The organism is Pseudonocardia sp. GCM10023141, assembly GCF_042653605.1.
In genome coordinates, this window is sequence record NZ_JBHSIR010000085.1 from 22,815 (window position 1) to 40,434 (window position 17,620).

At 72.6% G+C, this 17,620-nt stretch carries 15 protein-coding genes; 10 read left to right on the forward strand and 5 right to left on the reverse strand.

Going from position 1 to position 17,620, the window contains the following annotated elements; translation table 11 throughout:
* Positions 1-29 precede the first annotated feature (29 nt).
* From yajC to ACFPFQ_RS45945, 5 genes are all read left to right on the forward strand, one after another.
* Complete coding sequence (gene yajC, locus ACFPFQ_RS45925; protein WP_379629611.1) at positions 30-482, forward strand: preprotein translocase subunit YajC; 453 nt, start codon at positions 30-32, stop codon at positions 480-482.
* A 50-nt stretch (positions 483-532) separates the two neighbouring features.
* Complete coding sequence (secD, locus tag ACFPFQ_RS45930) at positions 533-2,287, forward strand: protein translocase subunit SecD (protein ID WP_379629612.1); 1,755 nt, start codon at positions 533-535, stop codon at positions 2,285-2,287.
* 1 nt (position 2,288) lies between these two features.
* Positions 2,289-3,521 (forward strand): protein translocase subunit SecF, encoded by a 1,233-nt coding sequence (secF, locus tag ACFPFQ_RS45935; protein WP_379629613.1) that lies wholly within the window; start codon positions 2,289-2,291, stop codon positions 3,519-3,521.
* Positions 3,518-4,081 (forward strand): adenine phosphoribosyltransferase, encoded by a 564-nt coding sequence (locus tag ACFPFQ_RS45940; protein WP_379629614.1) that lies wholly within the window; start codon positions 3,518-3,520, stop codon positions 4,079-4,081. Before secF ends, ACFPFQ_RS45940 begins: the two co-directional genes overlap by 4 nt.
* Before the next feature lie 109 nt (positions 4,082-4,190).
* Positions 4,191-6,524 carry a RelA/SpoT family protein gene (locus ACFPFQ_RS45945; protein ID WP_379629615.1) on the forward strand — a complete coding sequence of 778 codons (2,334 nt, stop codon included), beginning with the start codon at positions 4,191-4,193 and terminating at the stop codon, positions 6,522-6,524.
* Here the strand turns inward: ACFPFQ_RS45945 and ACFPFQ_RS45950 are convergent.
* Positions 6,521-6,973 (reverse strand): Lrp/AsnC family transcriptional regulator, encoded by a 453-nt coding sequence (locus ACFPFQ_RS45950; protein ID WP_379629616.1) that lies wholly within the window; start codon positions 6,971-6,973, stop codon positions 6,521-6,523. The genes ACFPFQ_RS45945 and ACFPFQ_RS45950 overlap by 4 nt on opposite strands.
* A 79-nt stretch (positions 6,974-7,052) precedes the next feature.
* On the opposite strand from ACFPFQ_RS45950, the gene ACFPFQ_RS45955 reads away from it, so the two are divergent.
* On the forward strand, positions 7,053-7,886 hold the full coding sequence (locus ACFPFQ_RS45955) for a Glu/Leu/Phe/Val dehydrogenase dimerization domain-containing protein (protein WP_379629617.1): 834 nt from the start codon (positions 7,053-7,055) through the stop codon (positions 7,884-7,886).
* 104 nt (positions 7,887-7,990) lie between these two features.
* Here the strand turns inward: ACFPFQ_RS45955 and ACFPFQ_RS45960 are convergent, their stop codons facing one another.
* Together ACFPFQ_RS45960 and ACFPFQ_RS45965 are read right to left on the reverse strand one after the other, a co-directional pair.
* Positions 7,991-9,598 (reverse strand): carboxylesterase/lipase family protein, encoded by a 1,608-nt coding sequence (locus ACFPFQ_RS45960; RefSeq protein ID WP_379629618.1) that lies wholly within the window; start codon positions 9,596-9,598, stop codon positions 7,991-7,993.
* Positions 9,599-9,624: 26 nt separating this feature from the next.
* On the reverse strand, positions 9,625-10,503 hold the full coding sequence (locus ACFPFQ_RS45965) for a peptidylprolyl isomerase (RefSeq protein ID WP_379629619.1): 879 nt from the start codon (positions 10,501-10,503) through the stop codon (positions 9,625-9,627).
* Between the two features lie 105 nt (positions 10,504-10,608).
* Between ACFPFQ_RS45965 and ACFPFQ_RS45970 the strand changes: the two genes are divergently transcribed.
* Genes ACFPFQ_RS45970 through ACFPFQ_RS45980 form a run of 3 tightly spaced genes read left to right on the forward strand, consistent with a single transcriptional unit; the run spans position 10,609 to position 13,179 of the window.
* Positions 10,609-11,298 carry an MBL fold metallo-hydrolase gene (locus ACFPFQ_RS45970; RefSeq protein ID WP_379629620.1) on the forward strand — a complete coding sequence of 230 codons (690 nt, stop codon included), beginning with the start codon at positions 10,609-10,611 and terminating at the stop codon, positions 11,296-11,298.
* A 56-nt stretch (positions 11,299-11,354) separates the two neighbouring features.
* A complete protein-coding gene (gene hisS, locus ACFPFQ_RS45975; RefSeq protein WP_379629621.1) occupies positions 11,355-12,629 on the forward strand; it encodes a histidine--tRNA ligase in 1,275 nt (424 codons plus the stop codon).
* Positions 12,630-12,636: 7 nt separating this feature from the next.
* Positions 12,637-13,179, forward strand: coding sequence for a class I SAM-dependent methyltransferase (locus tag ACFPFQ_RS45980; RefSeq protein WP_379629622.1), 543 nt, complete (start codon positions 12,637-12,639; stop codon positions 13,177-13,179).
* A gap of 37 nt (positions 13,180-13,216) precedes the next feature.
* Here the strand turns inward: ACFPFQ_RS45980 and ACFPFQ_RS45985 are convergent, their stop codons facing one another.
* Entirely contained in the window at positions 13,217-14,908 is a 1,692-nt protein-coding gene (locus ACFPFQ_RS45985; RefSeq protein ID WP_379629623.1) for a YibE/F family protein, read from the reverse strand.
* A 66-nt stretch (positions 14,909-14,974) separates the two neighbouring features.
* Positions 14,975-15,490, reverse strand: a complete 516-nt coding sequence (locus ACFPFQ_RS45990) for a gluconokinase (RefSeq protein WP_379629624.1) — start codon at positions 15,488-15,490, stop codon at positions 14,975-14,977.
* Between the two features lie 69 nt (positions 15,491-15,559).
* On the opposite strand from ACFPFQ_RS45990, the gene ACFPFQ_RS45995 reads away from it, so the two are divergent.
* Positions 15,560-17,596, forward strand: a complete 2,037-nt coding sequence (locus tag ACFPFQ_RS45995) for an intein-containing Rv2578c family radical SAM protein (RefSeq protein ID WP_379629625.1) — start codon at positions 15,560-15,562, stop codon at positions 17,594-17,596.
* Positions 17,597-17,620: the final 24 nt, after the last annotated feature.

Below are 17,620 nucleotides of genomic sequence, written 5' to 3' on the forward strand. Positions count from 1 at the left end.
TGGCCTACGACGTGCGGAGATACGGAGACATGGACCTCTCACTGCTGTTCCCACTGCTCATCCTGCTGCTCTTCATCCCGATCTTCCTGTCCGGCCGCAAGCAGCGCCGCCTCCAGAAGGAGATGCAGGAGCTGCAGACCGCACTCGAGCCCGGTGACGTCGTGATGACCACCTCGGGCCTGCGCGCCACCGTCGTCGACGCCTCCTACGAGGACACGATCGACCTCGAGATCGCCGAGGGTGTCGTCACCACCTGGGTGCGGGCCGCCGTGCGCGAGAAGGTCGCCGTCCCTGCCGAGGACGCCACCCCCGCCATCGACACCGATGACGCCCCCGCGCTCGACGCCCCGGCGGCCCTCACCGAGCTCGCCCCGTCGCTGGACCCCGCCCCGTCGATGGACAAGGCCGCACCGTCGCTGGAGAAGGCCGCTCCTTCGCTGGAGAAGGACGACACCACGAACGGCAGCACCCCGCGTTCCTGATCCGGATCCTGCGATCCGGGCGCTCCTGAACCGAAAGAGATCCCACTGCTGTGGCAACCACCCCGGGGCTGATCCGCCCCTGGCGCTACCTTGCGGCATTCGCCGGTATCGTCGTTGTGCTCTACGCGCTGGTGTTCCTCACCGGTGACGGCCGTCCCACGCCCAAGCTGGGCATCGACCTGCAGGGCGGCACCCGCGTCACCCTCGCGGCGCGCACCGACACCGGTGACCCGGCGCCGCGGGAGCAGTTGCTGCAGGCACAGGCGATCATCCAGCAGCGTGTTGACGGGCTGGGTGTCGGTGGCGCCGAGGTGGTGCTCGACGGCAACAACCTGACGATCACCGTTCCCGGTCAGGAGGGCGAGAAGGCCCGCTCGCTGGCCCAGACGGCGAAGCTGCAGTTCCGGCCGGTCGTCGGGGCCGTCGACGCGAACCCCGCGCCGCCGGCGAGCGATCCCACCGCGACACCGGGCAGTGGTGCACCCACGGCTCCGGCGGCGCCGCCCGCGCCCACGACGGCGCCCGCCGCACCGCCGGCAGGCACCCCGCAGGGTGCGGCGGATCCCGCGGCAGCAGACCAGGCGGTCCGCCCGGTCGCGTTCGCCCAGCCGCTGCAGGACCCGACGCCGCCGCCGGTCACCCCGGCACCCACGCCCGCGCCCGCTGCGGGTGCGGCCCCCGGGCCTGCCGATCCGCAGCTGCAGGCCGAGGTCGCCGCCGCCCGTGCCACCCGGCAGAGCTCGGATCCCAACGTCCAGCAGGCGGCGATCGCTGCGCTGGACTGCAAGGCCGCGGATCCGCTGCGCGGCTACGACCTCGCCGACCAGCCGTTGGTCACGTGCAGCCAGGACGGCAACACCAAGTACGTGCTCGGCCCGTCGTTCCTCGACGGCACGCAGATCTCCGGGGCGCAGGCCCAGCAGAGCCAGCAGAGTGTCGGCTGGGTCATCTCGCTCACGTTCAAGAGCGCGGGCGCCACGATCTGGGGCGACTACACCGCCAGTCACATCGGTAGCAACGCCGCGTTCGTGCTCGACGGTGAGGTCGTCTCGGCGCCCACCATCACCACCGCCATCTACGGCACCACCGAGATCTCGGGCCAGTTCAACCAGACCACGGCCCAGCAGCTCGCGGGTGCACTGCGCTACGGCTCGCTGCCGCTGTCGTTCGCGCAGTCCGAGGCGCAAACCGTCTCGGCCACGCTCGGGCTCGCCTCCCTGGAGGCCGGCCTGATCGCCGGCGCCGTCGGGCTGGCGCTCGTGTTCGTCTACTGCCTGTTCTACTACCGCGTGCTGGGTGTGCTGACGATCCTGTCGCTCGGGCTGTCGGCCGCGCTGGTGTACGCCACGCTGGTGCTGCTGGGGCGTTGGATCGGCTTCACCCTCGATCTCTCGGGTGTCGCCGGCTTCATCGTGGCCATCGGCATCACGGCCGACTCGTTCGTGATCTTCTTCGAACGGCTCAAGGACGAGATGCGGGACGGCCGCACGTTCCGCTCCGCGGTTCCCCGCGGCTGGGTACGGGCCCGGCGCACCATCCTGTCGGCCGATGCGGTGATGTTCCTGGCGGCAGCGGTGCTCTACCTGCTCGCCGTCGGGCAGGTGAAGGGCTTCGCGTTCACCCTCGGCATGTCCACGGTGCTCGACCTCGTGGTCGTGTTCCTGGTCACGCACCCGCTGGTCGCTCTCGCGTCCAACTCGCGGGTGTTCGGCAGCCCGTCGATGTCCGGGCTCGGCGCGGTCGCCCGGATCGGTGCCGATCGCAAACGTGCAACAGCGTCCGCCGGCGCCTCGAAGGGAGCCTGAGATGGCGAACATGACAGTTGCCCGGCGCGGCAGCGTCCTGTCCCGGCTCTACACGGGCACGGGCGCCTTCGACGTCGTCGGCAAGAAGAAGGTCTGGTACATCGGGTTCGGGCTGCTCATGCTCGTCTGCCTGCTGTCGATCATCTTCCGCGGCTTCAACCTCGGCATCGACTTCACCGGCGGCACGCAGCTGCAGTTCCCGGCGTCGGAGCAGGCCACGCAGGACGCGGTCACCCGCGTCTACGACCATGCCATCGGCCTGCCGCCGGAGGCCGTGCAGACGGTCGGCGCAGGCGGCTCCGCCACGGTGCAGATCAGGTCGCAGCCGCTCGACGCCGCCCAGGTCGTCAAGCTCAAGCAGGAGCTGTTCGACGCGTTCCACCCGGCCAACCCGGGCGACGCGCCGGCGCAGGCGGCCATCAGTGACAGCGCCGTCAGCGGCAGCTGGGGCGGGCAGATCACCCAGCAGGCGATCATCGCGCTGGCGGTGTTCCTGGTGCTCGTCACCCTGTTCCTGGCGTTCTACTTCGAACGGTCGATGGCGCTCTCGGCGCTCGTGGCGCTGCTGCACGACGTGCTCGTCACCGCAGGTGTCTACTCGATCGTCGGGTTCGAGGTCACCCCGTCCACGGTCATCGGCCTGCTGACGATCCTCGGCTTCTCGCTCTACGACACCGTCGTGGTGTTCGACAAGGTCAAGGAGAACACCCGCGGGCTGCTGGGGTTGACGCGCCGCACGTACGCGGAGGCCGCCAACCTGGCGCTCAACCAGACGCTGATGCGCTCGATCAACACGTCGCTGATCGCCGTGCTGCCCGTCATCGGGCTGATGGTGGTCGGGGTCGGGCTGCTGGGTGTCGGCACGCTCGCCGACCTCGCGCTCGTCCAGATGGTGGGCATCGTCGCCGGGGCGTTGTCGTCGCTCCTGCTGGCCACGCCGCTGCTGGTGGATCTCAAGATGCGCGACCCGCGCTTCCGGGATCAGGCCCATCGCGTCGCACTGCGGCGGCGCAAGAACGCGGCGCTCCAGGCCGGTGCGGTGGATGCCGACGGCGACGTCGACCTCACCGATGACGCCGTGCTCGACACCGAACTGCGCCGGGAGCGGGCCATGTCGGCCGCGTCGAGCGCGCCGGCCCGCCCGGGCAAGGCGGGCGAGCGCAGGCCCGCAACCGGCCGCAACGCCCGTCCCGCCGCCAAGTCGGCCCGGCCCAGCGGGAAGCGCAACAGGTGACCCAGCTCGACGACCCCGACGCCCCGGACCATCTGGACGCCGATCCGTCGTTCGCCCGGGTGCTGGGCCTGATCCGCGACGTCGCGGACTACCCGGCACCGGGCGTCCTGTTCCGCGACGTCACCCCGGTGCTCGCCGACGCCGAGGCGTTCGCGCTGATCGCCACCGAGCTGGCCTCGCTGGTGGGCGAGGCCGACGTCGTCATCGGTGTCGAGGCCCGCGGGTTCCTGATCGGTGCCGCGGTGGCGCTGGTGGCGGGCACCGGGATCGTGCCGGTGCGCAAGGCCGGCAAGCTGCCACGGGTGGCCGGCTCGCGCACCTACGAACTCGAGTACGGCACGGCCACGCTGGAGTTCCCGGCCGACACGATCGAACCGGGCGCGCGCGCGTTCGTCGTCGACGACGTGCTGGCCACCGGTGGCACCGCGGCGGCGGCCTGCGGGCTGCTCATCGACGCCGGCATCGACGTGGTCGGCTTCGCCGCGTTGCTGGAGCTGACGGCTCTCGGCGGGCGGGAGCGGCTCGCTCCGGTGCCGGTGCACACCCTTCTCCAGACCTGAGCGCGGCCACCCACCTGAGGGCGAATCACGGGTGGGCGACGCGGGCGGTGGCATGGCGGGACTATCCTTGCCGGGGTGAAGGCCCCGCACGCATGACCGAGGTGTACGCATGACCGAGGTGCACCAGTCGCCGGCGCCCCCGGCCCCCGGGCCGGACGGGTCCGGCCGCCCCTCGGCCACGCGCCGGGTCCGTGCGCGCATCGCCCGCCGGATGACGCCGCAGCGGGTCGCCGTGGTCGGGCCCGTGCTCGAGCCGCTCGCGAGCGTGCACCGCACGTTGCATCCGAAGGCCGACCTGGCGCTGTTGCAGCGCGCCTACGACGTGGCCGAGGAGAAGCACGAGGGTCAGAAGCGCAAGTCGGGTGATCCGTACATCACCCACCCGCTGGCCGTCGCCGCGATCCTCGCCGAGCTCGGCATGGACACCACCACGCTGGTGGCGGCGCTGCTGCATGACACGGTCGAGGACACCGACTACTCCCTGGAGCGGCTGCGCGCCGATTTCGGCGAGGAGGTGGCCCACCTCGTCGACGGCGTCACGAAGCTCGACAAGGTGGAGCTGGGCAGCGCCGCGGAGGCCGAGACCATCCGCAAGATGGTGGTCGCGATGGCCCGCGACCCGCGGGTGCTCGTGATCAAGCTGTCGGACCGCCTGCACAACATGCGCACGATGCGCTTCCTGTCGCCGGAGAAGCAGGCGAAGAAGGCGCGCGAGACGCTCGAGGTGCTCGCCCCGCTGGCGCACCGCCTCGGCATGGCCACGGTGAAGTGGGAGCTGGAGGACCTGTCCTTCGCGATCCTGCATCCCAAGAAGTACTCCGAGATCGTGCGGCTGGTCGCCACCCGGGCGCCGTCGCGCGACACGTACCTCAAGCAGGTCATCGACGAGGTCATGCAGCAGCTCGACGCGGCGCGGATCAACGCCACCGTCGAGGGCAGGCCCAAGCACTACTACTCGATCTACCGCAAGATGATCGTCAAGGGCCGCGACTTCGACGACATCCACGATCTCGTCGGCGTGCGCGTCCTCGTCGACGAGGTGCGCGACTGCTACGCCGCCATGGGGATGGTCCACGCGCTGTGGCAGCCGATGCCGGGGCGCTTCAAGGACTACATCGCGCAGCCGCGGTTCGGTGTCTACCAGTCGCTGCACACCACGGTCATCGGACCGGACGGCAAGCCGCTCGAGGTGCAGATCCGCACCCACGAGATGCACCGCACCGCCGAGTACGGCATCGCGGCGCACTGGCGCTACAAGGAGACGCGCGGCAGCAACGGCGTGGCCAACGGCCTCGTCGAGGTCGACGAGATGTCGTGGATGCGCCAGCTGCTCGACTGGTCACGGGAGGCCGCCGACTCCGGCGACTTCCTCGAGGCGCTGCGCTACGACCTCGCCTCGCCCGAGATCTTCGTGTTCACGCCCAAGGGCGATGTCGTCACGCTGCCGTCGGGCTCAACACCCGTCGACCTCGCCTACGCCGTGCACACCGAGGTCGGGCACCGCTGCATCGGCTCGCGGGTCAACGGAAAGCTCGTGGCGCTGGAGCGCAAGCTCGAGTCGGGCGACGTCGTCGAGATCTTCACGTCCAAGGCGGAGGGTGCGGGGCCCAGCCGCGACTGGCTGGCGTTCGCCGAGTCGCCGCGGGCGAAGACCAAGATCAAGCAGTGGTTCGCGAAGGAGCGCCGCGAGGAGGCCATCGAGGCGGGCAAGGAGGCCATCACCCGCGAGGCGCGTCGCACCTCGATGCCGCTGCAGCGGCTGGTCTCGGCCGACGCGATGGCCGCGCTGTCGCGGGAGCTGCACTTCCCGGACCTGTCGGGGCTGTACGCGGCGGTCGGTGAGGGGCACGTCAGCGCCCGGCACGTCGTGCAGCGGCTCGTCGCGCTGCTGGGCGGGGTGGAGCAGGCCGAGGAGGATCTCGCCGAGCGCGCCACGCCGTCCACGGTGCGGTTGCGCCGTGCGGGTGGCGACTCCGGGGTGGTCGTGAAGGGTGAGGACGGCGTCAACGGCGACCTCGCCGATCTGTACACGAAGCTGGCCCGCTGCTGCACGCCCGTGCCGGGCGACGACATCCTGGGCTTCGTCACCCGGGGCGGCGGCATCAGCGTGCACCGCACCGACTGCACCAACGCCGTCGACCTGCAGAACCGCGCCGAGCGGCTCGTCGACGTCGCCTGGTCGGTGTCGCCGGGATCGGTGTTCCTGGTGGGGATCCAGGTGGAGGCCCTCGATCGCCACCGCCTGCTGTCCGACGTCACCAAGGTGCTGGCCGACGAGAAGGTCAACATCCTCTCGGCGTCGGTCACCACCTCGCGCGACCGGGTCGCCGTCTCCCGGTTCAGCTTCGAGATGGGCGATCCCAAGCACCTGGGTCACGTCCTGCGGGCCGTCCGCAACGTCGAGGGCGTGTACGACGTCTACCGGGTCACCAGCGCCAGCTAGGGCAGCGGTTCGAGCACGGTGTTGTGCACGTGCCGGTAGATGATCGACGTGCGGAGCCCGACCACGCCCTTGCGGGTGGCGAGCCGGTCGGCCAGGAAGCCGTGCAGGTGGTCGATGTCCTGCGCCGTGACGTGGATGAGCAGGTCGTCGTTGCCGGCGGTGACGTAGACCGAGAGCACCTCGGGCAGGTCGGCCAGCAGCTGGAACGAGTCGATCACCGCGCGGCTCAGCGGGCGGATCTGGACCGCGACCAGCGCCTGGACACCGCGGTTGAGGCTCGGCAGGTCGATGTCGGCGTGGTAGCCGCGGATCACGCCGCGGGCGCGCAGCAGCCGGATGCGCTCCAGGCAGGTCGACGGTGCGATGCCGACCTTGCGGGCGATGTCGCGGTTGGACTGCCGCGCGTCCTCCTGCAGATGGCGCACGATCGCCGAATCAAGTTCGTCCACGGGTAGCTCTCTCGATCCTCGGGCCGAATGTTGTTCGGCAGCGACGTCTACATGTTGGGGATCACCCTACTTTCAGTGCATGACACGTTCATCGTTCGAGGATTGGGGCCACGAGGAGCTGGTGGTTCGGCGTGGCCGCCGGTCGGGGGTCACGACGATGATGGCTGTCCACTCGCGGGCGCTGGGCCCCGCGGCGGGGGGCTGCCGGCTCCGCGAGTACACCGACATCGGCGGGGCCATCGACGACGCCTTGCGCCTCTCGCGGGCGATGACGGCCAAGTGTGCCGTCGCCGGGATCGCGTTCGGGGGTGCGAAGAGCGTGATCGCGCTCGAACCGGGCACCGTGCTGAGCCCGCAGGAGCGCCACGACGTGCTGCTCGACCACGCGGACCTGATCGACACGTTCGGCGGCGGCTACCTCGCCGGTCCGGATGTGGGCACCGGGCCCGACGACATGCTCGTGCTGCGCGAGGGCACGCCCCACGTCTCCTGCCTGCCGGAATCGGTGGGCGGCACCGGCTCGTCGAGCGGGCCGACGGCCGTCGGAGTGCTGGCCGCGCTGCGTGCGGGCGCGCGCAGCGTGTTCGGCACCAGCGACGTGGCCGGCCTGCGTGTCGTCGTGGCCGGGTTCGGCTCGGTCGGCACGCACCTGGCGACGGCGCTGGCGGCGGCGGGTGCGCACGTGACGGTGTCGGACGTCGCAGCGGCGCGGCGCCGAGCGGCGCAGGAGCGCGGGTTCGGGTGGGTCGAGCCGGACCTCGCGCTGCGGCAACCGGTCGACATCGCCGTCCCGGCGGCGGTGGGCGGGGTGCTGAGCCCGGAGTCGGTGGCCCGGCTGGACGCCCGCCTCGTCGTCGGGCCGGCGAACAACCAGCTCACCACCGACGCCGTGGCGGACGCGCTGGTCGCCTGAGCGCCGCGCACACCGAAGCCGACGTCGCACACCGGGCCCGGGCCTCGCACACCGTCCACGCCGTGCGAGGTCCGGAGAACGTGTGCGACGTCGGCATCGACCGCCTACGAGCCCCAGATCTCGCAGTGGTGCATCGCCGCGAAGTCGCCCGCCGCCACCACCGTCGCACCACGGTCTGTGACCGTCCAGACCGCGCCGCCACCGCTCCACCGCGGCCACATCGTGCCGTCCCCGCTCGGGTCACCGGTGCTCGCGAAGCGTGCCCAGGCGCCGACCAGCTGCGCCGCCGTCGCCAGCTGGGCGGGGGTGAGCGACGGCTGGCCGGGCACGAGGTCGAACAGGTAGGCCAGCTCCGCGGCGTGGGTGACGGTGCCGGCGAGGTCGGGCGGTGGCGCCACGAACGTCGGCGGGGCCGTCGGGTCGGCGAACTCGTAGGCGTAGACCGGTGCCGTCCCCGCGAGCCGCTGGTAGGTGACGAGCCCGGAGCAGGCGTAGGCCCGATCGGTGATCACGTCCGACCACGCGCGGTCGGGGGAGCGGTCCAGCACCGGATAGGCCCGCCCGGCCGCACCGGACCGGGATCCGGCAGCCGCGGCGAGCAACGTCCGGAACCCGTTGTCGGTGAGCGGGGTGCCGGGCTGGACGAAGAACGCGCTGGTGAACAGCGTGCCCTCGTCGCGGTTGGTACCGGCGAGGACGGGGATCGGCGGCATGCCACCGTCGGCCACGACGTCGGACGGGCGGCGCGGCAACGTCGCCGTGCCGGTGGCCGGGCTCCAGTAGACACCCGCGCCGCCGACGATCCGGTCGGGCGGCAGCGCTCGTAGGCAGCTCAGCGCGGTGGCCGGGTCGGGGCAGCCGAGCGCGCCCGCTGCGGTGCTACCTGCGGACTCGACGAGCGGCAGTGGTTTCCAGGTGTCGCCCAGCGGTCCGGTGCCGGGCCGGATCACGTCGACGAGGTTGCCGCCGCTGCAGCCGCCGCTCTGCAGGACGGCGCGGGACACGAGCCCGGCCGCGCCGGGTGACGCCAGCTGCGCGCAGACGCTGTCGGCGCCCGCGGACTCCCCGGCGAGCGTCACGGCCCGCGGGTCACCGCCGAAGGAGGCGATGTTGCGCTGCACCCAGCGCAACGCCGCCTGCTGGTCCAGCAGCCCGAACGACCCGGAGTCGGCCAGGCCGGGCAGCCCGAGGAACCCGAAGATCCCCAGCCGGTAGTTGACGGTGACGACCACGAGGGGGCCGGCCGCGGCGAGCCGGCGCGGATCGGTGTCGCTCCCGGCGCCTGCGTTGAACCCGCCGCCGTGCAGCCACACCAGCACCGGCAGCTTCGAGTTCGCCGTCGTGGTGGCCGGGGTGGTGACGTTGAGGGTCAGGCAGTCCTCGGCGTTGCTCGCGGCTGTGGCGTGTGCGACGCCCGCAGGGGCGGCGAGCTGGGCGCAGCGCGCGCCCGGCGCGGTGGCCTCCAGCGGTTGCGCCCAGGTGGCCGGGGGCTGGGGGGCGACCCAGCGCAACGCCCCGACCGGCGGCGCCGCGTACGGGATGCCCTGGAACCGCAGCGTCCCGGCGTCGTCGAGCCCGACGACGTCGCCCTGCTCGACGTGCACCCGCTGGCCCAGCGGCGGGCCGGCCGCAGCGGTGGGGCCGGAGCAGGACACCAGCAGGGCGGCCGCGCCCGCGAGAGCGAGCACGGCCGCGCCGCGTGGGCGGGTCATCCGGGTCGGGATCAGCTCAGGCGGGATCAGCTCAGGGTGGCCGTCTGGATGATGACGGGGGTGATCGGCTTGCCGCCGCCGGCCTGCGCGTCGAAGGAGCCGTCGTGGCCCGCCTTCGCGATCGTGTCGATGACCTGCAGGCCCTCGGGGCTGATCGAGCCGAAGACGGTGTACTGCTTGGGCAGCTGGGCGTCGCCGTAGATCATGAAGAACTGGCCGCCGCCGCTGTCGGGCTGGCCCGTGTTGGCCATCGCGAGGATTCCGCGGCCGTAGGCCATCTCGGGGTAGAACTCGTCGGGAACGGTGTAGCCGGGGCCGCCGGAACCGGTGCCGCTCGGGTCACCGCACTGCAGCACCTGCAGCCCCGGGTCGGTGGTGAGCCGGTGGCACGGCGAGTTGGTGAAGTAGCCCTGCTGCGCGAGGCTCACGATGCTGTTGACGGTGCACGGCGCGAGCGAGCGGTCCAGCGTCAGCGGGATGGCCCCCGCACTGGTCTGCAGGTTCATCGCGACGGTGCCGACGGTGCTGATGTCGGTGCCCGCCGGCGGCTGCACCGGCTTGGCTGCTGTCCCACCGGGCTTGTAGGTGCAGCTCACGGTCGGCGCCAGCGGCGTCGCCCGCTTCGGGAGCGCGGTGATCGCCGTGGGGATCGACGCGGGCGTCACGGGGGTGGCCGTGGAAGGGGCGTCCGTGGACGGTGCCGCGGTGGACGGCGCTGCCGCAGGCGGCGGTGCGCTGCTGGGCAGGTTCGTCAGCACGATGAGACCGATGACCACCACCACGACCACGGACACCGACGCGATGATCGCGGTCCGCTGCCGGCGCTTGGCCTGTTGCACCCTGCGCTGCTGCTGCCTCTCCAGCTTCCGCTTGGCCGCCTCACGCCGCATCTGGTTCGTCGCCACCACGCACTCCCTCGCCTTCGCCCGATCGGCCGCAGGATAACCAGCGATCCTGAGAGGACCCGGAGGGGCCGTGAACGGGGTGCGCGCCACGGCTACCCTCTGTGCGTGCTCGTCGCAGGTTTTCCGGCCGGTTCGTTCCAGACCAACTGCTATGTGGTGGCAGCAGGTCCGGGGGAGGCGTGCGTGGTGGTCGATCCCGGCCAGGACGCCGTCGAGCCCCTGGAGGAGCTGCTCGCCCAGCACCGCCTGAGTCCGGTGGCGGTGTTGCTGACCCATGGTCACTTCGACCACACCTTCAGCGTGTCGCCGGTCTGCGACGGCCATGACGTCCCGGCCTGGATCCATCCCGAGGACCGCGAGATGCTCGCCGACCCGATGAAGGGCCTGTCGCAGGACGCGGCGGCGTTCTTCGGTGGCCGGATGGAGCTGCGCGAGCCCCGCGAGGTGCGCGAGCTCACCGACGGTGCCGATCTGGAGCTCGCCGGGCTGACGCTGCGCGTCGATCACACCCCGGGCCACACCCGCGGCTCCGTCGTCTTCACCACCGCCACCGACGAGGGCATCGAGGTGATCCTCGCCGGTGACACGCTGTTCGCCGGGTCGATCGGGCGCACCGACCTGCCCGGCGGCGACCACGCCCAGATGCTCGCGAGCCTGCGTGACCGGCTGCTGGTCCGCGACGACTCCGCCGTCGTCCTGCCCGGCCACGGCCCCACCACCACCATCGGACGGGAGCGGTCGTCCAACCCGTACCTGCAGGACCTCGGCACCCCGGCACCCGGGCGGGGACTGTGACCGCACCCACTCCCGCCCCCGCGCCACCCGAGCAGCCCGCCGGTAAGAAGGCCACCATGAGCGAGAAGCCCGTCTCCTACGCCGCCCCGAAGGGCATCCCCGAGTACTTCCCGCCCGATTCCGCGGGGTTCGAGCACGTCAAGGACACGTTGCACGCGGCCGCCGCCCGTGCCGGCTACGGGCTGATCGAGCTGCCGGTCTTCGAGGACACGGCGCTCTACCAGCGGGGCGTCGGCGAGTCCACCGACGTCGTCAGCAAGGAGATGTACACCTTCAACGACCGCGGCGACCGCTCGGTCTCGCTGCGACCGGAGGGCACCGCAGGTGTCGTCCGCTCGGTGATCGAGCACGGGCTCGACCGCGCGGGCCTGCCCGTCAAGCTGCGCTACGGCGGCCCGTTCTTCCGCTACGAGCGCCCGCAGGCCGGCCGCTACCGGCAGCTGCAGCAGGTGGGTATCGAGGCCATCGGCGTCGACGACCCGGCACTCGACGCCGAGGTCGTCGCCATCGCCGACGAGGGCTTCCGCGCGCTCGGTCTGAGCAACTACCGGCTGGAGATCAGCTCGCTCGGCGACGCCGACTGCCGGCCCGCGTACGGGGAGCTGCTGCGCGAGTTCCTCGCCGGGCTGCCGCTCGACGAGCGCACCCGTGAGCGCGCGCGGATCAACCCCCTGCGCGTGCTCGACGACAAGCGTCCCGAGGTGCGCGAGCTGGTAGCCGATGCGCCCCTGCTGCGCGATCACCTCTCACCGGCATCAGCGGAGCACCACACCGCGGTGCTCGCGCACCTCGACGACATCGGCGTCGCCTACATGGAGAACCCACGCCTGGTCCGCGGCCTGGACTACTACACGAAGACCACGTTCGAGTTCGTCCACGACGGACTGGGCGCGCAGTCCGCCATCGGCGGCGGCGGCCGCTACGACGGGCTGATGGGCCTGCTCGGTGGCCAGGAGCTCTCGGGCATCGGCTTCGGGATCGGGGTGGACCGCACGCTGCTCGCCTGCCGCGCCGAGGGCGTCACCACCTGGTCGGAGGCCCGGTGCGAGGTGTTCGGGGTGCCGCTGGGCGACGGTGCCCGTCGCGTGCTCGTCATGGTGGCGGCGGCGCTGCGCACCGCCGGTGTGCGCGTCGACCTGTCCTACGGCGGGCGCGGGCTCAAGGGCGCCATGAAGTCCGCCGACCGGTCCGGTGCCCGCTACACGCTGGTGCTCGGTGACCGCGACATCGAGGCCGGCACGATCGGCATCAAGGACATGGTGTCGGGGGAGCAGCGCTCCGTCGAGCTGGACAAGGCCGTCGACGAGCTGTTGGCGGCGCTCGCCACATGATCGCCCCGTGAGCGACGCGGCCCGCGTCCGCTGGGACCGTCGCCACGCGGCGGTCGTCGACGTCGCCGCCATGCCGCCGGACGCGCTGCGGGGCCGCGAGGCGCTGCTGCCCGCCGGTGGCCGGGCCCTCGACGTCGCGTGCGGGCGGGGCGGTGTCTCCCGGTGGCTCGCGGGGCACGGGTTCACCGTCGATGCCGTCGACGTCTCGGGTGCGGGCCTCGCCGCCGCGGCTGCCGCTGCCGGGGACGCCGTGCGGTGGTGGCACCACGACCTCGACCTCGGCCTGCCCCCCGATTGCGCCGGCCCCTACGACGTCGTGGTGTGCCAGCGGTTCCGCGATCCCGCGCTCTACCCGGCGTTGCGGTCGGCCCTCGCACCCGGGGGCCTGCTGGTGATCACCGTGTTGTCGGAGGTGGGTGAGGAGCCCGGGCGGTTCCGGGCGCCCGCGGGGGAGCTGCCGGCGGCCTTCGCCGACCTGGAGGTGCTCGCCCATACCGAGGGTGACGGCGAGGCGAGCCTCGTCGGTCGACGACGCTCACCAGACGCGTAGCGCCACCAGACCCGTAACGGCTCAGACCCGTAACGGCTCAGACCCGTAGCGACTCGGGGGTCTCCCGGCTCGCCACCACCGCCGCGAGCGCGGTGGTGATCGGCACCGAGGCCACCAGCCCGATGCTGCCCACCAACGTGCGGACGATCTCGGTGGCCACCTCCTGGGTGGTCACGACGTCGCTCAGGCCGCGTCCGGACAAGCTGAAGATCAGCATCAGCGGCAGCGACGCTCCCGCGTAGGCCAGCACCAGCGTGTTCACCGCGGACGAGACGTGGTCGCGCCCGATCCGCATGGCCGAGGTGAACAGCGCCCGCGCGCCCATGTCGGGGTTGGCCCGGCGCAGCTCCCAGACGGCGCTGGTCTGCGTGACCGTGACGTCGTCGAGCACACCGAGCGCGCCGATGACGATCCCGGCCAGCAGCAGGCCGCGCGCGTCGATGCCCCCACCCAGCGCGGCGATGAGGTTGCCGACCGTGTCGTCGATCCCGGTCAGCCGGGTCGCCGCCGAGAACGCCGTGCCCAGCACGCCGATCAGGGCGAGCGAGGCGAGCGTGCCCAGCACCGCCGTGGAGGTGCGCGCCGAGAACCCGTGGGTCAGGTACAGCACCGCGAACATGATCAGGCAGGCCCCGACGACGGCCACCGCGAGCGGGTTGCTGCCGGCGAGGATCGCGGGGAGCACGAACAGCAGCAGCACGGCGAAGCTCAGCGCCAGCGCGACGAGCGCGGCCAGCCCTCGCCAGCGGCCCAGCACCAGCACCGCCGCGGCGAACAGCGCGGCCAGCCAGATCAGGGGTGTGCCGCGCTGGAAGTCGGCGATCCGGTACGAGCCGGGGTCGTTGGGGTCGGCGCCGCTCCAGGCGAGCACCACCTGGTCGCCGACCGCGAACCGGGGCGTGCTGGGCTCCACGGGCACGATCAGCGAGACCTCGCCGCCCGGCAGCGGGCCGTCGGTGGACCGCACCCCGACCGCCATGCACCTGCCATCACCCGATCCCGGCGAGCAGTCGGCGACGCTCGTGGCGATCACCGCCGCGTGCACCGGTGTCTCCGTGCCCACGGGCGCACCGTGGCGGTTGTTCCCCGGCCACAGCAGCACCAGCCCGATCAGCGCGGCGATCCCGCAGGGCACCAGCAGTGCGGCGATGAGCACGCGGACCCGCCGACCGGCCGGGCGGGCCGGCTGGTGCGCATGGGCGTGCCCGTGGCCAGCAGTGGGATCGGGTACTACGGCGGCTGCCGGTTCCTCGACCCGGGCGGCCGTGCTCGGCCACGCGTCCACGCTGGACGGCGGTCCGATGGGCTGGGCCCGGGGGGCGACGTCCGTCGGGTCGGCGGCGTGCGACGGCCCCGCGGTGGTGACCAGGGATCCCGCGGGATGCGGCGTGCCGGCGGTGGGGCCGAAGGCGCCGTCGCGGACCGGCGACGGCAGGGGCGACCCGGGCGCGGCGGGCGGGCCGGACCGGCTCTCACTGGCCTGCCTCTCACTGGGGCGCCCGTGCCCGGGCGCGGCCACCCGGGAGTGGCGGGAACCCCCTCCCCGGGGTGGGACGGCGGGCCAGCCCATCGCCGGCGTGGGCGGCGTGGTGCCCGGCCTGCCGTGCCGGTGTCGTCCGGGATCGGGTCGTCCGGGATCGGGTCGTCCGGGATCGGGCAGCCGTGCTGAGGGGCGCGCGGGGTTCGGCCGTTCCGGATCGGGCGGGCCGCCCGCCCCGTCGTCGCGCACGCACCCATCCTGTCAATGCGCCCGGTGGTGGGCGTGAGGTGGCCGTCGCCCGACCGGGTGATGACGTCAGTGGTCGGCGGCCGGCTGCGGGAGCTGGGCCAGCAGCCGCTCGGCGATCTCGTCGGGCGTGCCGGTGGCGTCGATCGCCGAACCCGGCTCATCGGCCGTGAGCGGCTCCAACGTGGCCAGCTGGCTGTCGAGCAGCGCGGCCGGCATGTAGTGGCCGTGGCGGTGGCCGATCCGGTCGGCGATCTCCTCGGTGGGCGCGGTGAGGTGGGCGAACCACACCGTCGGGTGATCGGTGCACAGCAGCTCACGGTAGACGTGACGCAGCGCCGAACACGTGACGACGGCACTGAGTCCGGCCGCCTCCTGCACGCCGATCCACTCCGCGATGCGCCGCAGCCACGGCCAGCGGTCGTCGTCGGTGAGCGGGTGGCCCGCGGCCATCTTGGCGCGGTTGGCATCGGTGTGCAGATCGTCGCCCTCGACGAACGCCCAGCCCGTGCGCGTGATCAGTTCGGCCGCGACGACGCTCTTCCCGACACCGCTGGGACCCATGACAACCACCGTCACCGTCATGGGGACAGCCTGGCGCATCTGCTGCGAAAAAGCTTGCCGCTGACTCGAACATGTGTTCGACTCTACCGCATGCGATGGAGCGGACAGCAGGTGCAGGCCGAGGGCGTGGGGCCGGACACGGCGTTGCCGGGGCTGCGCGGGCTGCTGCGATCGGTGCGCACCCCGGAGTTCGCCGGCACGGTGTTCCACGAGGTGGAGGCGAAGTCGGCGCTCAACAAGGTGCCCGCCGCCTCCTCGATGCCGTTCAGCTGGACCGTCAACCCCTACCGGGGTTGCTCGCACGCCTGTGTCTACTGCCTGGGTCCGACAACCCGGGTGCTGCTGGCCGACGGGCGCACCCGGCCGATCTCCCGGCTGCGCGTCGGCGATGCGGTGATGGGCACCGAGAAGGTCGACGGTCGCCGCCGCTACGTGCGCACCACGGTCCTGGCCCACTGGTCCACGGTGAAGCCCGCGCTGGCCGTGCGGCTCGCAGGCGGCACCGAGCTGATCGCGAGCGCCGAGCACCGCTTTCTCACCGAGCAGGGGTGGCGCCACGTCGGTGGCGGGTGGTGCCGGTCGGGCAGGCGCCCGCGGCTGCACCCGGGCAGCGCACTCGTCGGGCCGGGCCCGATGGCGGCCGGTCCGGCCGGGCGCACCCACACCGCCGCGTACCGGCAGGGCTACCTGTGCGGCCTCGTCCGCGGCGACGGCGGCGAGCACAGCTTCCCCTCGCCGCACCTGGAGCTCGAGGCGCTCGGCCGCGCCCACCATTTCCTGGCCGACGCCGCGCAGCACATCGTCGATCTGCCGGTCGGAGCGCATGCGGGCGGCCTCGGTGGTGGTGGCGGGCACGTCGGGCGCATCGCGCCGCCGCAGCGCGGGAGCATCGCGCCGGTCGCCGACGTCGTGCGCTGGCCGCTCGAGCCGGGGGAGGACTGGTGTGCCGGGTTCCTCGGCGGGCTGGTCGACGCCCGCGGCGACGCCGCCCGCGGCGAGCTGCGCATCAGCCACCCCTCGCACGAGATCGTCGGCCGGGTGGCGGGCGCGCTGCACCGGCTGGGTTTCCGGTTCGCCGTCGAGCCGGGCACGGGTCCCGCCACCACCGTCCGGTTGCACGGTGGCCTGCGGGCCTACCTGCGCCTGCTGCAGGTCGCCGATCCCGCCGTGAGCCGGCACCGCGATCTCGACGGCGCGGCCGTGATGGGCGGTGCCGAGCTCGCCGTGGTCGACGTGCGCCCGCTCGGCGTCGAGATGGCGATGTACGACATCACCACGGGCACGGGCGACTTCATCGCCGAGGGCGTGGTCAGCCACAACTGCTTCGCCCGCAACACCCACACCTACCTCGACATGGACGCCGGCGCGGATTTCGACAGCCAGATCGTCGTCAAGGTCAACGTCGCCCGGGTGCTCGAGCGTGAGGTGCGCCGTCCCGGGTGGGGGCGTGAGCCCGTGGCCATGGGCACCAACACCGATCCCTACCAGCGCGCGGAGGGTCGCTACCGCCTGATGCCCGGCATCATCGGGGCGCTGGCGCGATCGGGCACGCCACTGTCGGTCCTCACGAAGGGCACCGTGCTCACCCGCGACATCCCGGAGCTGGTCGCGGCGGCCCGGGATGTGCCGGTCGGGCTCGGGGTGTCGCTCGCGCTGCTCGACCGGCCACTGCAGGCGCTGCTCGAACCGGGCACCCCGCCGCCGGCCGCCCGGCTGGACATGATCCGTCGCATCACCGACGCGGGCCTGCCGTGCGGGGTGATGGTCGCACCGGTCCTGCCGCTGCTCACCGACAGCGAGGAGGCGCTCGACGCGCTGCTCGCGCAGATCGCGGCGGCGGGTGCCACCGGTGCCACCGTGATGGCCCTGCACCTGCGGCCCGGCACGCGCGAGTGGTTCCTGCAGTGGCTCGAGCGCGAACACCCGGAGCTCGTGGAGCGCTACGCGCAGCTCTACCGGCGTGGCGCGTACGTCGATCCGTCCTACCGGTCGGCGTTGGCAGCGCGGGCCCGCCCGTTGCTGCGCCGCCACGGGCTGGCCGGTGGGATGGTGCGCGCGTTCCCGGCGTCACAGATCGAGGCCCCACCGCCACCGGCCCCGGTGGCCGAGCAGCTGAGCCTGTTGTAGCCCGCCGACGGTCGACAGATAACC

Coding starts and splice junctions, on each gene's coding strand:
- ACFPFQ_RS45945 (WP_379629615.1), top strand. CDS start 4,191: ATGACCGAGGTGCACCAGTCGCCGGCGCCCCCGGCCCCCGGGCCGGAC.
- ACFPFQ_RS45990 (WP_379629624.1), bottom strand. CDS start 15,490: ATGACGGTGACGGTGGTTGTCATGGGTCCCAGCGGTGTCGGGAAGAGC.
- hisS (WP_379629621.1), top strand. CDS start 11,355: ATGAGCGAGAAGCCCGTCTCCTACGCCGCCCCGAAGGGCATCCCCGAG.
- ACFPFQ_RS45955 (WP_379629617.1), top strand. CDS start 7,053: ATGACACGTTCATCGTTCGAGGATTGGGGCCACGAGGAGCTGGTGGTT.
- secF (WP_379629613.1), top strand. CDS start 2,289: ATGGCGAACATGACAGTTGCCCGGCGCGGCAGCGTCCTGTCCCGGCTC.
- ACFPFQ_RS45960 (WP_379629618.1), bottom strand. CDS start 9,598: ATGACCCGCCCACGCGGCGCGGCCGTGCTCGCTCTCGCGGGCGCGGCC.
- yajC (WP_379629611.1), top strand. CDS start 30: ATGGACCTCTCACTGCTGTTCCCACTGCTCATCCTGCTGCTCTTCATC.
- ACFPFQ_RS45995 (WP_379629625.1), top strand. CDS start 15,560: ATGCGATGGAGCGGACAGCAGGTGCAGGCCGAGGGCGTGGGGCCGGAC.